Origin of the sequence: Actinoplanes solisilvae (assembly GCF_003999975.1) — a bacterium.
In the GTDB taxonomy this organism is placed as follows: Bacteria; Actinomycetota; Actinomycetes; order Mycobacteriales; family Micromonosporaceae; genus Actinoplanes; species Actinoplanes solisilvae.
On sequence record NZ_RJAC01000001.1, the window covers coordinates 287,999 to 312,683 of the forward strand.

Sequence of the window (24,685 nt, forward strand, 5' to 3'; positions counted from 1 at the left end):
CCGGATCTCCGAGCCAATAAGAAGCCCCGGAATCCCGGCCTGTGGACAGGCGAGGCCGTTTCCGTCTCGAACGGTGGCACTATGAGGGGATGCCTGACCTGCGTTCTCGGACCTCGACCCACGGTCGGACCATGGCCGGCGCGCGTGCCCTCTGGCGCGCCACCGGGATGACCGACGACGACTTCGGCAAGCCCATCGTGGCCATCGCCAACAGCTACACCCAGTTCGTACCGGGTCACGTGCACCTCAAAGACCTCGGCGGCCTCGTCGCCGACTCGATCGCGAAAGCCGGCGGCGTCGGGCGCGAGTTCAACACGATCGCCGTCGACGACGGCATCGCGATGGGCCACGGCGGCATGCTCTATTCGCTGCCCAGCCGCGAGCTGATCGCCGACGCGGTCGAATACATGGTCAACGCCCACTGCGCCGACGCCCTCGTCTGCATCTCGAACTGCGACAAGATCACCCCCGGCATGCTGATCGCCGCCCTGCGGCTCAACATCCCGACGGTCTTCGTCAGCGGCGGCCCGATGGAGGCCGGCAAGACGGTCGCCATCGAGGGCATCGTTCACGAGAAGCTCGACCTGATCGACGCGATGAGCGCCAGCGCCAACGAGAACGTGACCGACGAGCAGCTCGGCGTCATCGAGCGCTCGGCCTGCCCGACCTGCGGCTCGTGCTCGGGCATGTTCACCGCCAACTCGATGAACTGCCTCACCGAGGCCATCGGCCTGGCCCTGCCCGGCAACGGCTCGACACTGGCGACCCACGCCTCTCGCAAGCAGCTCTTCGAGAAGGCCGGCGAGCTGATCGTGCAGATCGCCAAGGACTACTACGAGAAGGACGACGAGTCCGTTCTCCCCCGTAACATCGCGAACCGGTCGGCCTTCGAGAACGCCGTGGCCCTCGACGTGGCGATGGGCGGCTCCACCAACACCGTGCTGCACCTGCTGGCCGCCGCCCGCGAGGCCGAACTCGACTTCAGCGTGGCCGACATCGACGCCATCTCGCGCCGGGTGCCGTGCCTGGCCAAGGTCGCGCCGAACAGCGTGAAATACCACATGGAGGACGTGCACCGGGCCGGTGGCATCCCCGCCCTGCTCGGCGAGCTCCACCGCGGCGGCTCGCTCAAGACCGACGTCCGCTCGATCCACTCCCCCGACCTCGACACGTGGCTGGCCGAGTGGGACATCCGAGGCGGCAGCCCGTCCGACGCGGCGCTCGATCTCTTCCACGCGGCCCCCGGCGGCGTGCGCACGACCCAGCCGTTCAGCACCGAGAACCGCTGGGCGACCCTCGACACCGACGGCCAGGACGGCTGCATCCGCTCGGTCGACCACGCGTACACGGTCGACGGCGGCCTGGCCATCCTCTTCGGCAACCTCGCCCCCGACGGCTGCGTGGTCAAGACGGCCGGCGTCGACGAGTCGCTGTGGAAATTCACCGGTCCCGCGCGGGTCTACGAGTCGCAGGACGCCGCCGTCGACGGCATCCTCGGCAAAGAGGTCGTCGAGGGCGACGTGGTGGTCATCCGCTACGAGGGGCCCAAGGGCGGCCCCGGCATGCAGGAGATGCTCTACCCGACGAGCTTCCTCAAGGGCCGCGGCCTCGGCAAGGCGTGCGCGCTGATCACCGACGGCCGCTTCTCCGGCGGCACCAGCGGCCTCTCCATCGGCCACGTCTCCCCCGAGGCGGGCGCCGGCGGCCTGATCGCCCTGGTCCAGACGGGTGACGAGATCACCATCGACATCCCCGGCCGCAGCATCACGCTGAACGTCACCGACGAGGAACTGGCCCAGCGCCGCCACGAGGAGGAACGCCGGGCCAAGCCGTTCACCCCGGTCGACCGCCAGCGGCCGGTGTCGGCCGCCCTGCGCGCCTACGCCTCGATGGCCACCAGCGCCAGCGACGGCGCCTACCGCAAGGTCCCCGAGTGACAGCTACGACATGAAGAACGGCCCGGACCTCGGTCCGGGCCGTTCTGTTTCACGCTCGTCAGCGGACGGTGGTGCTGCCGGAACGTCCGGCGCCGGTGCCGACGGTGTTGACCTGCTGAACCGTGATGCGGTAACGCGTACCGGCCTTGACACCCGCCGGGGCGGTCACGGTCGTCGAACGGGCCGATGCCGGCAGGATCAGCACCCGCGGCGCGCCGGTGACGGCGCCCTTGGCGGTCAGGCGCTGGATCGTCACCCGGAAGCCGGTGAGCGCGGCGCCACCGTTGTTGCCGGGCCTCCACGACGCCGAGGCGGTGATCTTTCCGCCCTTGGCGCCGGCCTTGACCGTGAGTGAGGCGGTCGCGGCCGGGACCTTACGCGGCATGGCCACCGACGAGGCCGACGACCAGGCGCCACGGCCGATCTCGTTGACCGCGCGGACCCGGATGCGGTACGCGGTGCCGTTGGCCAGGCCGGTCAGGGCGAGCTGCGAGACCCCGCCGGGTGCGGTGCGGATGGCGTACAGGGCGCCGGAGCCGGTGCGGATCTCGATCTCGTAGCGCAGGATCGGCGAGTGGCCGTTGCTGGCCGGGGCCGTCCAGCGGGCCACCACGACGCCGTTGCCGGTGCTGACGCCGCCGATCCGGGGAGCGCCGGCCACGGTGGGCGGCGGCGGGTTGCCGGTTCCCGGGTCGGTGGTCCCGTTCCCGGTGCCGGTGCCGGGGTCGGTCGTGCCGTTGCCAGTTCCGGTGCCCGGGTCGGTCGTGCCGTTGCCAGTTCCGGTGCCCGGGTCAGTCGTCCCGTTGCCAGTTCCGGTGCCCGGGTCAGTCGTCCCGTTGCCAGTTCCGGTGCCCGGGTCAGTCGTCCCGTTGCCGGTACCGGTGCCCGGGTCAGTCGTGCCGTTGCCGGTTCCGGTGCCGGGATCAGTGGTGCCCGGGTCGGTGGTGCTGGGGTCGGTGGTGCCGGGGTCGGTGGTGCCGGGGTCGGTGGTGCCGGGGTCGGTGGTGCCGGGGTCGGTGGTGCCGCCGCCCGGGTTGGGGACGACCGCGGCCGGCACGACCACGTTGGACATCGCCGACTCGACGCTGGCGCCGACCGAGTTGACCGCGCGGACCCAGAAGCCGTAGGGAACGCCGTTGGTCAGGCCGGTCATCGTCATCTCGGTCGCCGTGCTGCCGGCCGCGTCGACACCCAGCACGATCCCGGTGTCGGGGTCGATCGCCTGGATCTCGTAGCCGTTGATGTCCGATCCACCGTTCTCGGCCGGCGCGGTCCAGCGGATCACGGCCGACTCGTCACCACCGGTCGCCAGGCCGATGACCGGGGCGTCCGGCGCGGCCGGGTTGGCCGGCGTGCCCGGGTTGGCCGGCGTGCCCGGGTTGGCCGGCGTGCCCGGGCTCGGGCCGGTGGGGTTGGTCGGGTTCGTCGGGTTCGTCGGGTTGGTGGGGTCGGTCGGGTTGGTGGGGTCGGTCGGGTCGACCGGGGTCTCGTCGTCGTCGCCCGTCTCGTCGTCGTCGCCGTCCTCGTCCTCGTCGCCCGGCGGGTCGTCGTCGGGCGCCGGGGCCACCGGGGTCACCGGCGTCGAGGAGGCCGAGAACTCGCCCGGCCCGTTGGTCGTCTCGACCCGCACCCGGAAGCTCACCGGAACACCGTTGGTCAGACCGTCCACGACCAGGTCGCGGGTGGTCGCGGGCAGGTCGGTCAGGGTGACCACGCCAGCCGCCGTGCGCTCCAGCGTCAGCCCGGTGATCTCACCGCCGGGAACCGTCTCGGGCACGGTCAGCAGCACCGTCGCCTGGCCGTTGCCGGCGAAGGCGGAGACTCCGAGGAAGGCCGGCACGACCGGAACGAGCGCGTCGGTGAACTGCAGTTGCTCGACGTTGCGCACCGTGTCGGTGCCGTCGGGGCCGGCCACGATCACGCCGCCGTCGACGGGGGTGATCGCGTACTGCACGCTGGCCGCCGAGAACACCGCGGTGTCCAGATCGTCGGCCGCCGAGGTCTTGATCTCCCGTACGGCGAAGATGTTGCCGGGGTTGATCCGGCCGGCGAAGACGTCGGCCTTGAGCTCGTTCATGGTGCGGGCGGTCCGTACGACGGCGCCGGTCTCGGAGCGCACCTCGAGGCGCACGTCGAGGTAGCGGTTGCCGTCGAGGATGTCGTCGCCGAGCCGGCCCTCGAGCAGGTCGTTGCCGCCACCGCCGAGCAGGATGTTGCCCTCGCCCCAGACGTTGCCCGTCAGGTCGCACGGGCGGCCCGACGCGTTGCCCACCGTCGAGGCGGGGATCGGCAGGTCGGTGACCACCTGGTCGAGGTTCTTGATGCGGGCCACGCCGGCCGTGTCGAGCGCGTCGCAGCCGATGAAACCGCCGCCGCCGACCTGCGACGGGATGCGGTCGTCGCCGCGGAGCACGTCGTTCTTGGGGCCGCCGGAGAGTGCCTCGACCTCGTTGTAGCGGTCACGCACACCGGTCGCGAGGATCTCGAGCGGAGGCAGCGGCAGGTCGAGGTCGGAGTCGATCGCGTCGCCGTCGCCGTTCGCGATCGACCAGTCGTAGCCCGAGCCGCCGGCGTTCTTCTCGATGCCGGGACCCTGGACGCCGATGTCGTCGCCGCCCTCCATGTCGTAGTCGTCGTCGCCGCCCTGACCGATCTGGATGTCGTGGCCGGGCTTGTTCGAGTCGTCGAGGAAGAACAGGTTGCCGCTGTCGCCTTGGAGCAGGTCGGGTCCGTTGCCGCCCTCCATCCAGTCGTCGCCGGAGTCGGCCATCGCGATGTCCTCGCCGTCGCCGGCGTTCACGAAGTCGTCGCCCTCACCGGCGAACGAGTCGTTGATGTTCGCGCCGCCGTCGATGAAGTCCTTGCCCGGACCGCCGTTCACGATGTCGAGCCCGGGACCGGCGTCGATCGCGTCGTTGCCCGGCCCGCCGCGCGGCATGTCGTCGCCGCCGGTGTCGGTGATGACGTCGTCGCCCTCGCCGCCGAAGACGAGGTCGTTGCCGGCGCCGCCCTCGAGGACGTCGTCGCTCTTGTCGCCCCAGATGGTGTCGTTGTCGTTGCCGGCCGCGACGCGGTCGACGTTCCCGGTGCCGGTGAAGACGGACTGGCCGTTGATGCCGGGCCGGTCGACGGTGTTGCGGGCGCGGTAGCGGATCGTGCCGTCCGACATGCGGATCAGCAGCTTGCTCTCGTCGCAGGCGGTGGCCGGGTCGTCGGTCACCTGGTTGCCGAACTGCTCGTAGCCCTCGGGGGTGCCGGCCAGCTTGGCCAGGCTGAACTTGCAGTCCGAGGTGGCGAACACGTCGGCTCGCAGGTTCTGGGCCGAGGTGGTGCGGCCGATCAGCTCGGCGAACGAGTTGCCCTCGAGCTGGCTGCGCAGGTTCATGCCGGGGGTGCGGGCCAGGTAGTAGAGGCGGTCGCCGTTCTGCAGGTTGGTCAGCTGGTTCTCGAAGACGTAGTTGAACGTGGTGCCGAGCAGGCCACCGAACGGGTCGGTCACCTCGGCCAGGCCGCCGATCCACAGGTCGACGTCGTCGAGGCCGCTGGTCGCGGCGGTCCACGAGCCGGTCGCGTTCAGGAAGGCGGCGGCGTCGGCCGGCACGGTCTCGCCCGGCTGCGGGTCGACCAGGCGGCGGGCGGCCTCACGCTTGGCGGCCGTGGTGGTCGCGCTGACGACGCTCGGGTGCTTCCCGTACGCGGCCACGAAGTTCACGAGCGACTCGGGGTGCTTCAGGTGCTCGCCGAAGTCGACCCAGCTGGCGTACGGCTTCAACTGCGAGTCCCGCGTACGGTCGAAGATCGTGCGACGGAAGTTGTTCAGCGAGGGCACACCCTCGGAGCGGCCGCGGGCGATGTTCAGCGAGGCCAGGTCCATCGGCAGGCCGAGCAGGTTGTTGCGCAGCGTGTCGGTCATGAACTCGTCGAGCTCGTTGCCGACCTGCGACGACATGCCGTTGATGACGATGCCGGCCGCCTCCTCGGGGCTCATCGTGCCGCCGTTGGTGTAGGCGGGCGGATTGAGGAAGCCGTCGAGCAGCGAGAGCGAGTCGTCGGTGCCGTCGTTGTGGGTGCGGGTGATCGTCTCGGTCAGCATCGAGTGGCCGAAGCGGTAGACGGAGTGCGCGAACTCGGCGTACACGGCCGGGTTGAGGTCGGTCTGGGTGAACGCGAACGGCTGGAACGGGTTGATCGCCGGCTGGATCTTGCGGGCGAACTCCTCGAAGACCAGGTGCTGGTACTCCATCTCGTTCACGAACTTGGCGGCCTGGAAGATCCGCTCGCCGTTCCAGGCGCCGCCCGGGAGCTTCCATTCGCCCAGCGCCGGGCCGGCGTCGGCGGTCAGGACCCGCTCGATGTCGGTCACCAGACGGTTGTGCTCGGAGTGGAAGACCTGGTGCACGGCGGTGAGCCCGACGTTCTCGTTGACCCGTCCGTCACCGGCGATGTAGTGCGCGTCGAGCATCTCGTCGTCGTAGGTGCCGGGTGCCTGGCTCGCGAAGTCGGCGCTGGCGACGTCGTCGCCGTCCTTCTGCGGCGCGACCTTAGGGGTGGCCGGGTTGTGGTCGTGGTCGACCGGCGTGGGGTCGGCGTTGTGCGCGATGTCGGCGAGGAACGCGGTGTCGAAGCGCAGCGTGTCCGCGGGCACGGCGACCGGGTTGGCGGTGTCGCCCTCGACCAGGCCGGTGGCGGTCACGAACTGCGGGAGGCCGCGAGCCGGGCCGGGGACGAACTTGCCGTACGGGTCGGCGAGCACGGTCGGCACGTTGAGCACGTCGGCGTCGCTGAGCGCCAGGCCGAGCACGTCGCGGGCCTGCGTCTTGACCTCGGCCCAGGTGGGCAGGCCGCCGGTCGCGCCGCCCAGCAGGTCGCCGGTCGAGACCGGGCCGTCGGGGCCGGCGGTGTACTCACGCAGGAAGACCTGGTGGGAGGCGTGCGACGTGTAGGTCTGCGAGTTGTCGACGAACGGCGTGTCGGTGTTCTTGGCGTCCTGAACGTCGTCGGCGGTGCCGAGCCGGCCGTCGGGGCCGGGCTGGTTGGCCGCCCGGGTCATGGCCATGAACCGCATCGACGGCTTGACGTAGTTGGCGTCGCCCGGCTTGGGGTCGTCGGCGTTGCCCGGCACGCGGTCGGGGCCGGCGAGCAGCGGGTCGTCGGCGCGCAGCGGCACCACGACCGTGCCGCCGCCCTTGACGGTCAGGTCGATGCCGTGGTCGAAGAACTGCCCGAAGAGCGTGAACCACGAGTTGTACGGGGCGGAGAGCCCGATGTCGGTGGTCACGTTCGGGATGGACAGGGTGTCGCCCTCGGTGGCCGGGTCGGCGCCGGAGGACTGGCTGCGCACCGGGGTGCCGGCCGCCGCGACCGCCGCCGGGTTGTTGGCGGTCTGGTCGGCGATCAGGTTGCTGATCGTGCGGGGGCGGCTGTCGACGACCGTGTTGTTCGCGGTCTTGTCGGCGTACGTGGTGGGGAAGCTGGGGCTACCGGGGCCGAACATGTTCGCCGGGGCGGTCTCGCCCGCGCCGAAGCTCTTGCCGGCCAGGCGCGGGAAGAGCTGGTCGACCGCGCCGTAGTTCTCCTGGCCCGGGGTCAGGTTGTTGCAGGAGCCGTCGACCGTGCGCAGGCCCATCGAGATCATCGGGCTGGGCATCTGGTCGGGCCCGTTGCCGATCAGCGCGCCACAGGGGCCGGTGCGGCTGGTCGTGTTGGCCACATGCGCCTCAGCGATCTTGATCTGCTTGAGGATGTAGGCGAGGTCGGCCGCGGTGACCTGGAAGCCTGCCGCGACCGGCGCCGCCTCGGCCGGCGTGGCGACGATCAGCGAGGCGAGCAGGGAACCGAGGGCGATTGCTGGTCGAAATCTCATGCACGTTCTCCCCGGGAGCTAGGAAAACCGGAATTTCGTATATATTGCTGATTTCGGATTTGGTGCCGGTGTCGTTGTTCTGAGGCGCGGCTGAACGCCAGTCGGTGAGCTGAAGCAGTCCTGAAGCGCGGAGGCACCGAGGCGGCAGTACGGCGGTTTTCGGAGCCGAGCGCGACCGCACGGCGGCGTTTGAAGAACGGACATACGACAGAGGACCGCCCATCAGTGGACGGTCCTCAGGTCGTACGTCTGAATTAGTTGTGTTTTCCGTGGGGGCCGTCGGTCAGGCTCGGGACGCCGTTCGACAGGTCTACGCCTGGGTCGGGCAGGCTCGCCGAGACGGCGACCCGATCGGCCGGCACCTTGGCCGCGCGGCCCATCGCACTGCGCACCGTGGCGATCGTGGCGTCACTCAGCACCGCTCCGAAGTAATGCACCACCACCCCGGCCGGCTGCACCTTGGTGTCGTACTTGTTCAGCGAGTCGTAGAGGATGCCCTCGGTCTCCTGAGCCTTGTTCGCCTGGGTCGGACTGATTCCGCCGGTCGGGAAGGCCGCGAAGGTCACGTCGTGCACGAGCACCGGTTCGACCAGGTAGAAGGCCACGTCGGCGGGCTGATGGTCACGCATGAACGCCTCGGCTGTCTCGACCTTGACGCCCTCCGGCAGCACCATGGTCACCGGTGGCACCAGGTAGTTCAGCATCTCGGCGCTGAACACCGCGAAGTTCGCGTCGATCAGCGGACCGACGTTGGCCTTCTTGGCGGCCGCCTGCATCTGCGCCCGCACGGCGTCGTCGGTCACGCCCTTCTGGGGCAGCACCCCGATCGCGGCTCGTTCCCGCACCATCGCGCCGTCGAAGGTCGTCAGGGTCTGTTCATCACCCGCGTCGCCCCTCTCGCCGGCGTCGATCGTCGCCGACACCGCCTCGGGCGCCGCGAGAAAGCGGAATCCGACGTACCCGAGGGCGGCGAGCAGCACGACGGCGGCGACGATCCTCGTAACCGTCCGCATCAGGTACCCAAGGGGTAGCTGGGGCGGTACTGGATCGGCATGGCGCTCAGGTCGTCCAGGATCGGACGGTCGGACGTGACCGGGTCGTTGGTGTTGATACCGCCGACCGCGAACTGGATCATCATGTCGTTGTCCTCGTGCACGAGGTTGTGGCAGTGGATCATGTAGCGCCCGCCGTCGTTGCCGGGGCCGAGGGTGAACTGCATGATCACCGAGACGGTCTCGTTCTCACCCGCGTAGAAGACGTCCTTGCCGCCGAGCTCCCACGGGTGGGGCTTGTTGCCGGGCGTGTTGTCGCGCGAGATGATCCGGCCGTCGATGAGGTGGATGTGCACCGGGTGGAACCAGCCACCGGACTTGTTCACGATGTCCCAGATCTCGACGTCGTACGGCTTGGGGTTGCCCAGCACGCGTTGGAAGTTCGTCTTCTCGACGTCCTCCCACGTCTCGCCGTTGACCGTCCACATGCCGTGCTTGCGCTCGACCTGCACGGTGCGGCGGGCCTTGGCCATCGACGGCGTCAGCTTGTTCACGTCGATCGCGCCGAGGTTGGCGTACGGCTGCGGGCCTAGATCGAGAACCGTGGGCATGACGTAGGTGTCCGGCGAACCCGAGTCGGCGACCACCTCGAACTGCATGATCTTGTCGGTGTTCTTGAAGTCGACGTTGTTCTTGTTGCTGAGGTTGCGCAGCTCGATCTTCGTGCCGGCCTTGTACTTCCGGAAGTCGATCAGCACCTCGTAGCGCTCGGCCACACCGTGCCGGTAGGAGCTCACGGCCGCGGGCTTGGGCATCATGCCGCCGTCGGTGCCCACGATGTGCAGCGGGTCGCCGTTGCTCAACGCGAACCGGAACGACCGCGAGATGCCGCAGGCCAGCACCCGGAAGCGGTAGACCCGCGGCTTGACCTTCATCTTGGGCCACGGCACGCCGTTGACCAGGATGACGTCGCCCATGAAGCCCTCGTGCGACGAGTCGTCGAAGGCGACCTGCCCGTCGGCCTTGAACGACATGTCGCTGACCATCAGCGGCACGTCGAACTCGCCCTGCGGGAGCTGCGCCTTCTCGTACGGGTCGCTCAGGTGGTACTGCGCGGCCAGGCCCATGAAGACGTTCTCCGACGTCATCAGGTGCATGTGGTCGTGGTACCAGAGGGTGCGCGCCTGCTGCCAGTTCGGGTACTTGTACGTCTTGCATCTGCCCGGCGTGGTCCAGTCGTTCGCGTAGCCGTCGTACTGCGGCAGCGACGCCGACCCGTGCAGGTGCGTGACTGTGCCCATCGACCGGCGGTTGATCGGGTTCACGGTGAACTGGTTGGCCACCCGCAGCTCGGTGCGGGTGCCCTGGTCGACCTTGATGATCGGGCCGGGGAAGATCCCGTTGTAGCCGGCGACCGTGGTGGTCAGCCCGGGAACGATGCTCGCCTGGCCGAACTTCTCGGTGACGCGGTATCGCTCCCACGGGCCCTTCTCGTCCGTGCCCGACTCGATCGGCATCAGGATCGGCGGGCGCCGGAACATATTCGTGTACGGCGTGGGCGTGTTCTTCGCCGCCAGTTTGCTGGAGGCGGCCACCACTTCGCCGCCGGCCGCGGCCACGATCAGCCCGCCACCACCAAGAGCCAGGGCGCCGCGCATCAGATTGCGCCGGCTGACTTTCCCGTTCTCCATCGAACACCCCGTCCGCAGTCACCACTCACTTGATCGACGCAGACGTTAGGAACCGGCTCTGAAGTCGGGCTGAGGAAGTGCTGAGGCGGCCCCAGAAGCTGCCGATAACCCTTCAAGACGAATACGAAGGAGCCACCATGCGCGTCAGCGTGCTGGGCCAACTGACTGTCACCGACGACGAGGGCGCCGAGCTGCCCGCCGGAGAGCTGCCCCGGCGCGCGCGGCAGGTGCTGGCCGTGCTCGCCGCCCGCCACGGCCGGATCCAGTCGAAGGACGCCCTGGCCGACGCGGTCTGGGGCGACGAACTGCCCGGCAACCACGTGGCCGCGCTGGAGCACTACGTGTCGGTGGTACGCCGCCGCCTGCAACCGGACGGCGCCGCGGCGAGCTGGTTCATCGTGACCCGCAGCGGCGGCTACGTCTTCGACACCGCCCGCGCCGAACTCGACCTGTGCGACCTGCGCCGGCTGATCCGTGAGCTGGAGACGCTGCCGCCCGGCGGCCCCGAGCGGCTCGCGCTGCACGGGCGGATCCTCGAGCTGGGCCAGGACCTGCCGTTCGCCGAGGACCCGTACGCCGACTGGGCCGGCCCCGCCCGCGGTGAGGCCCAAGCCGCCGCCGTGGCCGCCCGGCTGGAGCTCTCAGCCGCCGCCCTCGACCGCGACGCCTCCCGATCCCTGCGCCTGGCCACCGAGGCCATCGAGCTGGACCCGTTCCTCGAACCCGCCTACAAGGCCGCCATGAACGCGGCGATGCGGCTCGACCACCCGGAGGACGCGCTGCGGCTGTTCGAGCGGTGCCGCAAAGTGCTCGACGAGGATCTCGGCGTCTCCCCCTCGGCCGACCTGGTGCGCCTGCACCGTGAAGTCCTCGGCCGCCGGCGCCCGGAACCCGACCGGGCAATCACACCGAAGGTACGCCCGGCGCCGCTGGAACGGTTCCTCGGACGGACGAACGAACTGCGGGTCCTGGTCGACCCCGACCCGCCGCGGGTCGTGCACATCGTCGGGCCGGAAGGGTCCGGCAAGTCCGCCTACCTGGACGAGGTCGCCCGCCACCTGGTCGATCGGGTCGGCGTGGGTCGCGCGGGTTCGTCGATCGCCGTGCACCGCCTGGCCTGGCTGCGCAGCGCGCTGGTGCAGCTCGGTGCGAGTAAGCAGCTGCTCGAGTTGGTCGACGCCGCCCCCGCGGACCGCCCGCTGGGCCGGGCCGAGCTCGAGACGGTCTCGGCCATCCTCGACGTGGACGAGTCCATCATCATCGCCGTCGACGACGCCTGCAGCCTGGACCCGGCCAGCGTCGCCGAGCTGTCGTGGCTGTCCCAGCACTGCCCGGCGCTGAGCATCGTGCTGGCCTATGACTACCCGTCGCAGGTCGCCGCGCTGCCGCTGTCCGCGCTCGGTTCGCCGATCGTGCTGCGGCTCGCCCCGCTGAGCGCCGACGACCTGGGCGACGCCGCGCTGGCCAAACGCACCGGCGGCATCCCGGCCCTGGTCGCCGTGGCCCAGCGGCCCGACGAGATCGCGCGGTCGGTGGCCATGCAGATCGCTCGCGCCCGCACCCGGTGGATGCCCGAGCAGTCCTGGGACCTGCTGCGCCACTGCGCCGTGCTCGGCGACCTGACCGCCGGCGAGCTGGCCGAGCTGACCGACCGGCCGCTGGCCCACGTGCTCATCTGCATCGACCGCCTGGTGCACGCGCATCTGCTGGCCGAAGGCCCGAACGGCGAGGTCGGCCACCGCAGCTCGCTGATTCGCGATGCAGTGGCCGACCAGGTGTCCGGCGCTTCGAGCCGGGCCTTGCGGGAACTGCTGGCCGCCAGCGCGGCGCGGTAGGAGGGGGTGTCATCTGCTCACCTGCCGATCGTCGATGGTGCTCATTGACCGGCAGTAGTGGCGGTGTGTTTGAAGCTGCAGGCACGGCGGCCGCTAGAAATTCGTACGGTGCCGCGCGGTGGCGTCGCATGCCAAGTCCTAGGCGAATAACAATATGTCTCTTGACTAGTAGTCGTGCGGCTGGCGACACTGCTGTCGCTTCGATGGAGGGCAGGCAGGACGAACGCCGCCCTCTGCTGGTCGTCGCCCCGGCCGAGGCCGACGACTCGGTGCGCGACGTTGCGGAGGTTCTGACTTCGTCGTATGCCTGGTTGTACGGGCGTCGGGCTGCTGCGGACGGGGCTCGCCGCGTGGCCGCGGTGGTCACCAGGGGTGGTCTGGGGTGAAGACGATCCAGGCCTACCGGTTCGCCCTCGACCTGACATTCCGCCAGCACCGCAATGTCCTCGCGCACGCCGGCGCAGCCCGGGTCGCCCACAACTGGGCGCTGGCACAGGTCAAGGCAGTGATAGGTCAGCGGGCCGCGGAACGCTCCTACGGGGTAGCCGAGGAGTCGCTGACCCCAGCGGTGTCGTGGTCGCTCGCAGGGCTACGCAAGGCGTGGAACGCCGCCAAGCGTGATGTGGCGCCGTGGTGGGGTGAGGTGTCGAAGGAGGCGTTCAACACCGGCCTGGACGCGTTGGCCCGCGGGTTGAAGAACTGGGCCGACTCCCGCAAGGGTAAGCGGGCGGGCCGGGCGGCCGGGTTCCCGCGGTTCAAGTCACGTCGCCGCACCACCCCGAGTGTGCGGTTCACGACCGGAGCGATCCGAGTCGAGCCGGACCGCAGGCATGTGGTGCTGCCCCGGCTGGGCCGGTTGAAGCTGCACGAATCAGCCCGCAAACTCGCCCGCCGCCTGGAAGCCGGCACAGCCCGGATCCTGTCGGCCACCGTGCGCCGCGACGGCGGGCGCTGGCACGTGTCGTTCACCGTCGAAGTCGACCGGGCCGAACGAACCCCGGCCCGACCGGATGCTGTGATCGGCGTGGACGTCGGGATCAAACACCTGGCGGTCTTATCTACTGGCGATCTCGTGCCGAATCCGCGCCACCTGGCCACCGCGCAGACCCGGCTGCGGGCACTGGGCCGGGCCCTGTCCCGCAAAGCCGGGCCCGACCGCAGAACGAGACCGCGTCCATCGAAACGCTGGCAGCGCGCAGCGGCACGGCTCGGCCGGGCGCATGCCCGGGTCTCTCATCTGCGCCGCGACACCCTCCACAAGCTCACCAGCTGGTTGGCTACGACGTACGGCACGGTGGTGGTCGAAGATCTCAACGTCGCTGGCATGCTCACCAACCGGCGGCTGGCCCGGCACATCGCCGATGCCGGGTTCGGCGAACTCCGCCGCCAGTTGGCCTACAAGACCTCGTGGAACGGTGGCCGGCTCGTGGTGGCCGACCGCTGGTATCCGTCATCCAAGACCTGCTCGGGCTGTGGCGCGGTGAAAACCAAGCTGACCCTGTCCGAGCGTAACTACCGGTGTGCGGCGTGCGGGCTGGTCGTCGACCGCGACCACAACGCCGCCCTCAACCTCGCCGCGCTAGCGGCTGAGTTCGATACCGCCGGGAGTGGCTCGGTGGCAGTACGTGGAGCCGACCAGAAGACCCGCGTAGGCGGGCGGGTGGCTGTGAAGCGTAAACCCGGCACGACGCCAGTCGGTCAGACCGGGACCGTCCTGCCGCAAGGCAGGACTACCAACCGTGTGCTCACCAAGCACACTGACAGGTAACGGCAACTTCCGGCTCGCGGCGTCGTTGCTCGATGTATGAGCGCCCACGCCGAGACGGACACTGCCCAGCCCGACGCCGGCCCCGGCGACGCCGTGGTGCGCGGGCGCATCGACGGGCCGGGCGGCTTGCCGCTGCCCGGCGCGGTGCTGACCATCACCGACTTCGCCGGGCGGCAGCTGGCCAGCGCCGTGACCGGTGCGGACGGTAGCTATCGGATGGTGCTCCACGCGGGCGGCTCGTTCCTGCTCATCTGCGCGGCCGACCGGCACCAGCCCGCCGTGGCCGTGATCAACGTGGCGGCCGGCGAGATAAGGCGGGTGCTCTCGCTGGCCGGCGCCGGACAGATCGCCGGCCGTGTCACCGACCGGGCGGGCCGCGGCCTGTGGGGCGCGACGCTGACCCTCACCGACCCGCGCGGCGAGGTGATCGCCACGACAACCGCCGGCCCCGACGGCCGCTACCAGCTCTCCGGTCTCGACGGCCCGGAGTACACGCTGACCGCCGACGCCGAGCACGCCCGTCCCACTTCACGCACGGTCACGGCCAACGAGCCCGGCCCGGTCGACCTGATCCTGACCGTCGGGGGCGTGCTCACCGGCAACGTGCGCGCCGCGGGTTCGGCCCACCCGATACCCGAGGCCTCGGTCGTCGCCGTGGACCACACCGGCCGCGTCGCCGGAGCCGCCGTCACCGATCACGAGGGCTACTACGAACTGCGCGACCTGCCGCCCGGCGTCTACACCCTCGCCGCGAGCGGCCACGCCCCGGTGGCGACCCGCGTCGAGCTGACCGGCGACCACGCGACCCACGACATCGTTCTCGGCGCACCTCGCTGAGAACGAACACCGCCCCGCACGGTCCCAGGGGACGTGCGGGGCGGTGGCGGAACAGCGGTCAGTGTGACGACGTGATGTCGTTGACGCAGCGGAGAACCGGGCGGCGGGAAAGAGCCGCCGGATCGAGCGGCTGTTCGGAGTGGACGGTGAACGTGACCGCGTCGCCGGGCAGGACGGTGACCGCGGCGCGGTCGGCTTCGGCGGTCGGGTCGAGGCGGTCGGGGAAGAGGGTCAGCGACCGCAGGATCGACGTCGCGCGAACCGTGACCCTCGTGATGTCGCCGTCGCGTGTGACGTCGGTGGTGAAGTCGGCGGGCGGCCAGGCAACGTCCTTGTCCGGCACGAAGAACCACGTCGTGCCGGTGTCGGTGACGAGGAACTCCGTCGAGGGGTCGCCGGGGGTGGTCACGTCGGTGGGCTGCGCCAGGGTGGCGTTCTCGCCGGGGCCGACGCTCGCGCCGAGCACAGCTGAGGCCAGCACGTCACCCGCGAGGTTGCGGCGGGTCACGGTGACTTCGACGGTCCAGGGCGTGCGGCTGTCGTTGGCCGCCACCAGGGCGGGCACGCCGTCGGCGGGAACAATCGTGCCCGGCTCGATGTCGGTGCGCGGGCCGCCGGGGGTCAGCGTCTCGCCCGTACGCGGCTGGAAGCTCAGCAGGCGGTCGGCGTAGGCGTCCCGCATCGCGTACCAGAGCGGCTTCTTGCGGCCGTAACCGTCGACCGCGGCCCACGAGGTGACCGGCCAGCAGTCGTTGAGCTGCCACATGATCGTGCCGTTGCAGAGCGGGCGCAGCGAGCGGAAATGCTCGATGCCGAACGCCACCGCGCGGGCCTGGTTGAGCTGGGTGAGGAAGTGCCAGTCGTCGAAGTCGCGCGGCTGCGGCAGGTGGTTGTCCAGCCCGCGCTGCAGCTTCTCGTCTCCGCCGCCGGCCTTCTGGTGGTGGGCCATGCCGGGCGAGTCGTGCGCGAGTGGCTCGTCCGAGATGGACCGTCGCACCGTCGAGAACGTCGGCGGACCCTGGAAGCCGAACTCGGCGACGAACCGCGGGCGGTAGGCGGCGTACTTCGTGTAGTCATCGGTGTTCCAGACGTCCCACACGTGGGTCGTGCCGAAGGCGGGGTCGTTCGGATAGCGGTCGGGCGCCCCCGAATAGGGACTGCCGGGCCAGTAGGGCCGCGTCGGGTCGAGCTCGGCGACGACGCGCGGCAGCAGGTCGTAGTAGTAGGCCGACCCCCACGTGCGCCCGTTGAGAACCGGCTTCCAGTCCCAGTCCTCATAGCCCCACAGGTTCTCGTTGTTGCCGGTCCACACGACCAGGCTCGGGTGCGACGCGAGACGCACCACGTTCTCGCGGGCCTCGGCCTCGATCTCCGAGCGGAACGGTTCCTCCTCGGGATAGGCCGCGCAGGCGAACAGGAAGTCCTGCCCGACCATGAAGCCCATCTCGTCGGCGAGGTCGTAGAAGTCGAACGACTCGTACCGGCCGCCGCCCCAGATGCGCAGGTAGTTGACGTTCGCGTCGGCCGCCTGCCGGAACCGCTCGGCCAGCCGGGAACGGGTGACCCGGTCGGCGAACACGTCGTCCGGGATCCAGTTGACGCCCCGCACGAAGATTGGCACGTCGTTGACGATCATGCGGTAGCCGTCGTCGGTCGTGTCCGCCCGGACCGTACGGAAACCGATCTTGCGGTTCCAGGTGTCGAGCACGGTCCCGCCGGCCGACGTCAGCGTCACGTCCAGGTCGTATCGGGCCTGCGAACCGAACCCGCGCGGCCACCACAGATCGGGGTCGTCGACGGTGAGGATCAGCAGCGCCTCGATGCCGTCGACGGTCGCCTGCGCGCTCCGCCCACCCACCGAGGCGGTGATCGTCACCGGCTCGGCCGCGGCCCGGTCGAGACGTACCCGAAGCTCGACCCGGCCCGTGCCGCGGTCGACCGTCACTTGCGGCCGCACCGAATCCAGCCGCGCCACCCGCCAGCTCTCCAGCCCGATCGGCTGCCAGATGCCCGCCGTGACGAGGATGGGGCCCCAGTCCCACCCGAAGTTGCAGGCCTGCTTGCGGATGAAGTTGAACGGCTCGTCGTACGCGTTGGGGCGGTGACCGAGCCGCTGTTGCTGCGCTTCGGCATAGGTGTAGGCGCTGGTGAACCGTACGCGAAGGGTGTTCTCGCCGGAGGCCAGCAGCGAACCGACGTCGAACCGGTAGCTGCGGTGCTGGTTGGCCGTCGAACCGACCGCGACCCCGTTCAGCTCGATCGCCGCGATCGTGTCGAGCCCGGCGCAGACCAGGTCGATCCGCTCCCCCTCGGCGGGCGGCGTGGCCGTGAACGTCGTCGAGTAGTCCCAGTCGGTGCGCCCGATCCAGGCGAGCTGCTTTTCGTTCTCGTCCAGGTACGGATCCGCGATCCGCCCGGCCCGGAGCAGGTCGGTGTGCACGCAGCCGGGCACGGTGGCGGGAAGGCTCTCGACGTCGGCTCCCGAAAGGGTCCAGCCTTCGTGCAGGGGGCGGTACGAGGTCACGTTTCTCCTTACTCGCCCGTGGGGACCCGGCAGGCGCGGGCCCCCACGGGGATCAGCTCTTGACTGCGCCTTCCATGATCCCCCGTACGAGTTGCCGTCCGCCGATCAGGAGCAGAACGATCAGCGGAACGGTGGCGACGAAGGCCCCGGCCAGCACTCGCCGGTAGATGACGTAGTTGCCGCTGGCCAGGTCCGACAGCGCGACCATGGACGTCGGGAAGTCGGTGCCGTTCAGAGTGATCAACGGCCACTGGAAGTCGTTCCAGGCCATGACGAACGTGAGCAGGCCGAGCACCGCCAGGGCGGGACGGATGGCCGGCAGCACGATGTTCCAGTAGACGCGCATCGTCAGAGCGCCGTCGATGCGAGCCGACTCGACCAGTTCGTCGGGCACGGCGTGCGCGATGAACTGCCGCATGTAGAAGACACCGAACGCGCTGACCAGCCCGGGCGCGATCACCGCGAGCAGGGTGCCGTTCCACTGCAGCTTGCCCATCACGATGTAGAGCGCGACCACGCCGAGCTGGTTGGGCACGGTCAGGGTCAGGATCACCACGATCATCAGCGCGTTGCGGCCCTTGAACCGCAGCTTGGCGAAGGCGAACCCGGCCAGCGAGCAGAAGAACAGCGTCGCCACCGTGATCGTGGTCGCGGTGATCACGCTGTTGATCAGGGACGCCGTGAAGTAGACGTCCTGGAGCGTGAACACCTCGTTCAGGTTGGTCAGCAGCTGGTTGCCGGGAATGACCGACGGCGGCATCCGGGTGACGGCCTCGTCGGCGCTCGTGGCGATCACGAACATCCAGTAGACGGGGAATGCCGAGAACAGCATGATCGCGGAGAGGCCGAGATACGTCTTCCACGAGCCGGGGGTGTCCTGGGGCGCCCGCGTCACGTACGTCCTCACCGGTCTCCTCCGATGCGCTTGGTCAGCAGGGCGTTGACGCCGGCCACGATCAGGATGATCAGGAAGAGCGCCCAGGACATGGCGGCGGCGTACCCGAGGTTGAGGTCCTTCCAGCCGACCTTGTAGATGAGCTGGGCGATCGTCTGGAACTGGTGGTCGGAGCCGCCGCTGGCCGACTGCGGGTTCTCGTCGAACATCATCGGCTCGTTGAACAGCTGCAGTCCGCCGATCGTCGACAGGATCACGGTGAACACCACGACGGGCTGGATCATGGGTACGGTGATCCGCCAGAGCTGTCGCCACGGGCCGGCGCCGTCGACGGCCGCGGCCTCGTACACGTCTTTGGGAATGGTCTGCATCGCGCTCAGATAGAGCAGCGCGTTGTATCCGATCCACTTCCAGTTGACCATCGTGGCGATCGCGAGCCAGCTGCTCCACTTGGCCGCCCGCCAGTCGAGCGGGGTCTCCTGGCCGAAGCCGACCAGCCCGAGGAACCAGTTCGCCATGCCGTAATCACGCGAGAAGAAGACGGCGAAGACCAATGTGGACGCAACCACGGGCGTCAGATAGGGCAGCAGTACGCCGATACGCCACCACGTCATCGCACGGAGCTTGCGGTTGAGGATGCTCGCGACGAGCAGGGCGAGCAGCAACTGCGGGATCGTCGAGAGCAGGAAGATCCCGAACGTGTTGCCGAGCGCGTTCCAGAAGTCCTCGTCCTGCGCGAGCTTGGTGAAGTTCTCGAAACCGGCCCAGCCGGTCAGCGTCGGGTCGTCCAGCCGCCAGTTGCGCAGCGCCACGACGCCGTTGAACACGATGGGGAAGAGCCCGAAGACGCCGAACAGGATAAAGAACGGCGCGATCAGGGCGTACGGGACGCTCTTGGTGTCGAAACGGTAGAGCCAGAGCTTGATCCGGCCGGGGGACTTCGGCGGCGACGGATCGTGCGGCGGCGCCGGGCGGAGCTGAGTGAGGGACACGGCCACTCCTAGGTCCGGGCGGGGCGGCCCACGCCACCCCGCCCTCGATCGAAAGGGATCAGGCCTTGGACGCCTTCTCGGCTTCCTTGATCGCTTCGGCCCAGGCCGCTTCGGGCTTGAGGCTGCCCTCCTGCACGCGGCGGATCACGTTCTCGACCGCGACCCGGGTCGGACCGTTCTTCTTGCCCAGGTACTGCGGCTTCAGGTTCTCGGCGGTGGCCGCGAAGATCTGCCCGGTGGGCGCGTTGCTCATGAACTCCTTCTTGTAGTCGAGCACCGCGGGGTCCTTGTAGAGCGCGGGCTGCGACGGCAGGTTGCCGACGGTCTTGAAGACCTCGATCTGCTGCGCGGGCTGGACCATCCACTTCACGAATTCGACGGCCGCGTCGGTGTTCTTGCCCTGCGCCGGCACGGTCCACCAGGAGCCGCCCCAGTTACCGCCGCCGCCGGGGATCGCGGCGATGTCCCACTTGCCCTTCTGGTCGGGCGCGGTGTCCTGGATGTGGCCGAGCATCCACGCCGGGCAGGCGAGCACGGCGAACTGGTCCTTCTTGAAGCCCTGGTCCCAGTTGGGCTGGAAGCTGGCCAGGTCGGCGGAGATGTCGGCGTTGATGGCCTTCATCGCGGCGTCGAAGGCGACCTTGGGGCCGCCCTCCATCTGCAGCTGGTCCTGCTCGTTGTAGAAGCCGACCGGCTGCTGGGCGAGCACCGGGTTGAACATGTTGGTGCCGGAGTCGACGAACTTCTTGCCGGTCTTGGCCGTGTACGTCTTGCCGACCTCGATGAACTCGTCCCAGCTCGACCACAGCTTGGAGACGGCGTCGCGTTCGGTGGGCAGGCCGGCCTTCTTGAACAGGTCGGAGCGGTAACACATGGCCAGGCCGCCGACGTCGGTGCCGAGGCCGATCTGCTTGCCGTCCGGCGACAGCGACTGGGCCCACTTCCAGGGCAGGTACTTCGGCTCGAACTCGGCCCCGCCCTTGTCCAGGTAGTTGACGAACTTGTCGGCCTGGCTGCGGAACTGGACGATGAAGCCCTCGTCGACGGCGGAGATGTCGGCCGCGCCGTTGCCGGCCACGAGCTTCTTCTGCAGGTCTTCGTGCTGGGCGTTGTACTCGCCCGAGTTCAGCACGATCTTGACGTTCGGGTGGTCCTTCTCGTACGCGGCCTTGAGCTTGTCGAGGCCCATGTCGCCCCAGAACGCGACCTTGAGCGTGATCTGCTCGCCGGTCGCGTCGGTCTTGTCGCCACTGCCCTCGAGGCTCTGCCCGCTGCAGCCCGTGATCGCCAGAGTCGCCGCCGCCGCGACCACGATCGCTCGCACACTCCGTTTGCCCAGCCGTTCCATGTACGCCTCCATGGCGGAGAGAGAATTCACTGAACCGGATAAGTTGACGAGACGCTATGACGGCATTCGAAGGCTGTCAATACCGTGTTACAGCCGTGATCTGGCATCGTTGTCAGTACTCGTTAAGCGGGATGATTCGGGCTTAACGGCCGTAGGCTGTTTACAGAATTGGTGTGTCTGCCGACACTTAACCGATCAACTCACGCCGCCGCCGTTCACTCATCTCGGCACGAGTATCCGTGAGAGCGCTCTACCGATCCCCGTCACCGGTAAACTCCGCCGGTAGGCTCGGTGGGAAGCCTCGGCGGGGAACAGAGGAGACCGAGTGAAGCGGCCCACGATCGCCGACATCGCGCGGCGGGCGGGCGTGTCGAAAGGCGCGGTGTCCTACGCGCTCAACGGCCAGCCCGGCGTCTCCGAGGCAACCAGGCAGCGCATCGTCGCCATCGCCCAGGAGATCGGTTTCAACCCGAACAGCGCGGCCCGCGCTCTCTCGGGCGCCAGCGCGCGCGCCGTCGGGCTCACCCTGTGCCGGCCCGCGCGCATCCTCAGCATCGAGCCGTTCTTCATGGGCCTGATCAGCGGCTTCGAGGCCGAGCTGGCCGCCCGCTCCTACGCGCTGACGCTCCAGGTCGTGAGCACCCCCGAGCAGGAGGTGGAGGTCTATCGCCGCTGGTGGGGCGAGCGTCGCATCGACGGCGTGATCGTCACCGACCTGCGCGAGAATGACGTCCGCATCCCCGTGCTGCAACAGCTTCAGTTGCCCGCGGTGGTGATCGGCGGCCCCGGCGACACCGGCAAGATCGCCCAGGTGTGGTCCGACGACGCCGGCGCGATCACCGAGACGGTGCGTTACCTGGTGGCGCTCGGCCACCGCCGCATCGCCCGGGTCGGCGGCCTGCCCGACCTGCTGCACACACGCACGCGCACCCGGGCTTTCGAAGACGTCTGCACCTCGCTGGGGCTCAACGAGGCCGTGACGATGCCGTCGGACTACACCGGCGAAGAGGGCGGCCGGGCGACGCGCCGGCTCCTGATCGGCGCCGACCGCCCCACCGCAATCATCTACGACAACGACGTGATGGCCATAGCCGGGCTGGCCGTCGCACAGGAGATGGGCCTCGCCGTGCCCGGTGACCTGTCCATTGTGGCGTGGGACGACTCTCCACTGTGCAGCCTGGTGCATCCGCCGCTGACAGCACTGTCACGCGACATCGCGGAATACGGCGCCCACGCCGCCCGCGAACTGCTGGCCGCGATCGACGGCAAGCAGGTCGGCAACGTCGAGGCCGGCACGGCCCACCTGACCCCCCGCGGAAGCACGGCCCCGCCCCGCTAGTCCTACGCGCGGTGGCTCTCCAAATAGGCCTCGATGCGCTCGGCCGGCGCCGGGCGGCCCAGCGAGAAACCCTGCCCGTAGAGACAGCCGGCCTTGGCGGCCCGATCGCGCTGCTCCTGCGTCTCGAGGCCCTTGGCGACGATCTCGAGGCCGAGCCGGCGGCCCAGGCTGACGACGACGTCGATGACCGCCGGGCCGTGGCCCGTGGCCGCCTCGGACGACGTGTTGACCAGGGAGGCGTCCAGCTTGAGCATGTCGACGGGGAGCCGGCGCAGGTGCGACAGCGAGGCCTGACCGGCGCCGAAGTCGTCGAGGGCGGCGCGCACGCCGAGCTTGCGCAGGGCGGCCAGCGACGCCACGATGGCCGGCACGTCCTCGGCGATCCACGTCTCGGCGATCTCGACGACCAGGCGCTCGGGGGCCAGCCCGTAACGCTTCAGGGTCGACGCGACGCGGTCGGGGAAGCGGGCGGTGAGCAGCTCACGCGGTGACACGTTGACCGACAGCCAGAAGCCGTCGTCACGCCACGCGGCCAGGTGTTTGCAGGCGGCGCCGAGGACCCACTCGTCGAGCTCGGCCGAGATGCCGACGGCGCGGGCGATCGGCAGCAGCTCGTTCGGCAGGATCGTGCCGAGCTGCGGGTGCCGCCAGCGCAGCAGCGCCTCGACGCCGACCGGCTGCTCGTCGCGCAGGCCGACCACCGGCTGGAAGACCAGGTCGAGCTCGCCCCGGTCGGCCGCGCCGAGCAGTTCACGCTCGAGGTCCATGCGGCGGTTGAGCTTCATCTCGACGTCGGGGTCGTACCACTCGACGCGGTCGAGGCCGAGCTGGCGGGCGCGGCGACGGGCCAGGTCGGCGTGGCGCAGCACCTCGTCGGAGTCGACCCCACCGGCCAGCTCGGCCAGGCCGATGCTGGTGTGCACCTCGACGATCGCGCCGGGCATTTGGTGGGGCTCGGCGAGCACGGTGGCGATGCGGGCGGCCAGCGCATAGGCCAGCACGGCGCCGTCGGTGGTGAGCACCGCGAACTCGTCGCCGCCGAGACGGGCCGGCATGTCCTCGTCGCCGAGCAGGCCGCGGATGCGGCGGCCCACCTCGATCAGCACCGCGTCGCCGGTCTCGCGGCCACGGCTGTCGTTGATCTCGGCCAGGCCGTGCAGGTCGATCACGAGCAGCGTGCCCTGCTGACCGGCGCGGCGACGGTGGGCCAGCAGCTCGCGCATCAGCGCCCGCCGGTTGGCCAGTCCGGTGAGCTGGTCGGTGTAGGACAGTTTCTTGAGCGTCTTCTCGAGGTGGCGGCGCTCGCCGATGTCGCGCACGTGCACCACCAGCGCGGCCACCTCGGGCACCGAGCGCTGGTCGGTGATCGTCGACTCGGTGTCGCGCCACAGGTCGGCGCCGTCGCGCAGCCGGGCGGTGACCAGCTCGGGCGGGCCGTCGGTCTGCTCGCCGTCGAGGACCGCGTCGATCACCTCGCGGGCCCCCTCGACGTCGTCGGGGTGGATCAGCTCGGTGAACGCGCGGCCGACCACCTCGTCGTCGTTGAGCCCGAACAGCCGGGACGCGGCCGGCGACTGCCACCGGATGTGCAGCCGCTCGTCGAGCACCAGGGTGAGGTCGGTGGCCCCGGCGACCAGCGAGCGGAAGTGGGCCTCGGCGGTCTGCAACTGGCTCGCGTAACGCCGGATGTCACGCACGACGAGCAGCTCGCGCATGGCCAGCACGGCGACCATCGCGATGCCGAGGATGATGCTGGTGGTGTCGAACGTGCGCTGCACGATCAGGTGCCAGACGGCGGCCACGACACCCACGGCGGCCGGAACGGCCAGCAGCGGGTAGCTCGCCAGGTATTGATCGGGGCTGCGCGGCTCGAGCGGGACGGCGGGCAGGTCGCGGCGGGAGCCGCCCTCGGCGGTCAGCCCGAGACCGGCCACGATCGGCAGGCCGGCCAGCGCCGGCACCTGGCCGCCGCCGTCGATCGTGAGCAGGGTGGTGATCGAGCCGATGCCGCCGAGGACCAGGATCGCGCCGGCGCCGCAGCGCACCGCGGGCCACCGCGCCGGCCAGCCGCGCAACACGGCGACCAGCACGATCGCGACCCCGGTGGCGCCGATCAGGGTGACCGGCAGGGCACCTGGGCTGGCGGCCTCGGCCGGGGTGAGCAGGTAGCCGGCGAAGGCCAGGCTGACGCCGAGGCCGAGGCCGTCGAAGGCCCGCCGGGAATGCAGGATCCAGCCCCTACCCGAACCGGGCAGCAGCAGGGCGCCGGTCGCGTAGCAGCCGGCGGCCAGGGCGAAGACGGCCGTCACCCAGACGACCACCGACGGTGGCCCCAGCAGGGTCAGCAGCACCGCGACGACCGCGGCCAGCGCACCCATGCCCACGAACCCGGCGCCCCGGCAGGCCACGAACGACCGGTCGGCGTGGTGGATCGTGAGGGCAGCCCGTACGAGGTGGACGGTGGCCCACAGGCCGCAGCCGCCGACCCCCACGGCCAGCGCGATCTGACCGGGGATCAGGTCGGCCCCGCCCGCCAGCAGCACCAGCGCCGCCGTCACGGGCACGCCTAGAAACATCGCCCGGCAGCGCGGCGGCCGGGCGAGGTGGGTGCGCGTGGGGGGCGGCACTGCCACGTCGACTTCCAATGCGAAGGGGGGTCGGAGG

Annotated in this window: 14 protein-coding genes; 6 read left to right on the top strand and 8 right to left on the bottom strand. The window is 69.9% G+C overall.

Annotated features, from left to right (window positions below):
• The first annotated feature begins 89 nt into the window (after positions 1-89).
• Positions 90-1,937: a dihydroxy-acid dehydratase gene (gene ilvD, locus EER30_RS01375; protein ID WP_127497451.1), complete on the top strand. Its 1,848-nt coding sequence runs from the start codon at positions 90-92 to the stop codon at positions 1,935-1,937.
• A 58-nt stretch (positions 1,938-1,995) separates the two neighbouring features.
• Here ilvD and EER30_RS01380 read toward each other — a convergent pair whose 3' ends face one another.
• From EER30_RS01380 to EER30_RS01390, 3 genes are all read right to left on the bottom strand, one after another.
• The gene (locus EER30_RS01380; protein ID WP_127497453.1) at positions 1,996-7,800 is read right to left on the bottom strand and encodes a peroxidase family protein; all 5,805 of its coding nucleotides are present in this window, start codon (positions 7,798-7,800) and stop codon (positions 1,996-1,998) included.
• 254 nt (positions 7,801-8,054) lie between these two features.
• A complete protein-coding gene (locus EER30_RS01385; protein ID WP_127497455.1) occupies positions 8,055-8,813 on the bottom strand; it encodes a hypothetical protein in 759 nt (252 codons plus the stop codon).
• Positions 8,813-10,483 (bottom strand): multicopper oxidase family protein, encoded by a 1,671-nt coding sequence (locus EER30_RS01390; protein WP_127497457.1) that lies wholly within the window; start codon positions 10,481-10,483, stop codon positions 8,813-8,815. Before EER30_RS01390 ends, EER30_RS01385 begins: the two co-directional genes overlap by 1 nt.
• Before the next feature lie 137 nt (positions 10,484-10,620).
• Between EER30_RS01390 and EER30_RS01395 the strand changes: the two genes are divergently transcribed.
• The 4 genes from EER30_RS01395 to EER30_RS01410 all read left to right on the top strand — a co-directional run bounded on the left by EER30_RS01395 (position 10,621) and on the right by EER30_RS01410 (position 14,923).
• Positions 10,621-12,318, top strand: a complete 1,698-nt coding sequence (locus EER30_RS01395) for an AfsR/SARP family transcriptional regulator (RefSeq protein WP_127497459.1) — start codon at positions 10,621-10,623, stop codon at positions 12,316-12,318.
• A gap of 203 nt (positions 12,319-12,521) precedes the next feature.
• Positions 12,522-12,704, top strand: coding sequence for a hypothetical protein (locus EER30_RS01400; RefSeq protein WP_127497461.1), 183 nt, complete (start codon positions 12,522-12,524; stop codon positions 12,702-12,704).
• Positions 12,701-14,086 (top strand): IS607 family element RNA-guided endonuclease TnpB, encoded by a 1,386-nt coding sequence (gene tnpB / locus EER30_RS01405; protein ID WP_127497463.1) that lies wholly within the window; start codon positions 12,701-12,703, stop codon positions 14,084-14,086. The genes EER30_RS01400 and tnpB overlap by 4 nt, the downstream gene beginning before the upstream one ends.
• 36 nt (positions 14,087-14,122) lie before the next feature.
• Positions 14,123-14,923, top strand: coding sequence for an MSCRAMM family protein (locus EER30_RS01410; RefSeq protein ID WP_127497465.1), 801 nt, complete (start codon positions 14,123-14,125; stop codon positions 14,921-14,923).
• Between the two features lie 58 nt (positions 14,924-14,981).
• Here EER30_RS01410 and EER30_RS01415 read toward each other — a convergent pair whose 3' ends face one another.
• From EER30_RS01415 to EER30_RS01430, 4 genes are read right to left on the bottom strand one after another with little or no spacing between them, the layout of a single operon-like run.
• Positions 14,982-17,447, bottom strand: coding sequence for a glycoside hydrolase family 2 protein (locus EER30_RS01415; RefSeq protein ID WP_127497467.1), 2,466 nt, complete (start codon positions 17,445-17,447; stop codon positions 14,982-14,984).
• A gap of 52 nt (positions 17,448-17,499) precedes the next feature.
• Positions 17,500-18,354, bottom strand: coding sequence for a carbohydrate ABC transporter permease (locus EER30_RS01420; protein ID WP_127497468.1), 855 nt, complete (start codon positions 18,352-18,354; stop codon positions 17,500-17,502).
• The gene (locus EER30_RS01425) at positions 18,351-19,334 is read right to left on the bottom strand and encodes a carbohydrate ABC transporter permease (RefSeq protein WP_127497470.1); all 984 of its coding nucleotides are present in this window, start codon (positions 19,332-19,334) and stop codon (positions 18,351-18,353) included. The genes EER30_RS01420 and EER30_RS01425 overlap by 4 nt, the downstream gene beginning before the upstream one ends.
• Before the next feature lie 58 nt (positions 19,335-19,392).
• Positions 19,393-20,694, bottom strand: a complete 1,302-nt coding sequence (locus EER30_RS01430; protein WP_240669701.1) for an ABC transporter substrate-binding protein — start codon at positions 20,692-20,694, stop codon at positions 19,393-19,395.
• A 313-nt stretch (positions 20,695-21,007) separates the two neighbouring features.
• On the opposite strand from EER30_RS01430, the gene EER30_RS01435 reads away from it, so the two are divergent.
• Positions 21,008-22,021: a LacI family DNA-binding transcriptional regulator gene (locus EER30_RS01435; RefSeq protein ID WP_127497472.1), complete on the top strand. Its 1,014-nt coding sequence runs from the start codon at positions 21,008-21,010 to the stop codon at positions 22,019-22,021.
• A 2-nt stretch (positions 22,022-22,023) separates the two neighbouring features.
• On the opposite strand, the gene EER30_RS01440 is transcribed toward EER30_RS01435, so the two are convergent.
• Entirely contained in the window at positions 22,024-24,654 is a 2,631-nt protein-coding gene (locus tag EER30_RS01440; protein ID WP_240669702.1) for a putative bifunctional diguanylate cyclase/phosphodiesterase, read from the bottom strand.
• Between the last annotated feature and the right edge of the window lie 31 nt (positions 24,655-24,685).

What these genes read in the sequence shown, in the direction of transcription:
- ilvD (WP_127497451.1), top strand. Translation starts at nt 90, where the DNA reads ATGCCTGACCTGCGTTCTCGGACCTCGACCCACGGTCGGACCATGGCC.
- EER30_RS01380 (WP_127497453.1), bottom strand. Translation starts at nt 7,800, where the DNA reads ATGAGATTTCGACCAGCAATCGCCCTCGGTTCCCTGCTCGCCTCGCTG.
- EER30_RS01385 (WP_127497455.1), bottom strand. Translation starts at nt 8,813, where the DNA reads ATGCGGACGGTTACGAGGATCGTCGCCGCCGTCGTGCTGCTCGCCGCC.
- EER30_RS01390 (WP_127497457.1), bottom strand. Translation starts at nt 10,483, where the DNA reads ATGGAGAACGGGAAAGTCAGCCGGCGCAATCTGATGCGCGGCGCCCTG.
- EER30_RS01395 (WP_127497459.1), top strand. Translation starts at nt 10,621, where the DNA reads ATGCGCGTCAGCGTGCTGGGCCAACTGACTGTCACCGACGACGAGGGC.
- EER30_RS01400 (WP_127497461.1), top strand. Translation starts at nt 12,522, where the DNA reads ATGGAGGGCAGGCAGGACGAACGCCGCCCTCTGCTGGTCGTCGCCCCG.
- EER30_RS01410 (WP_127497465.1), top strand. Translation starts at nt 14,123, where the DNA reads ATGAGCGCCCACGCCGAGACGGACACTGCCCAGCCCGACGCCGGCCCC.
- EER30_RS01430 (WP_240669701.1), bottom strand. Translation starts at nt 20,694, where the DNA reads ATGGAGGCGTACATGGAACGGCTGGGCAAACGGAGTGTGCGAGCGATC.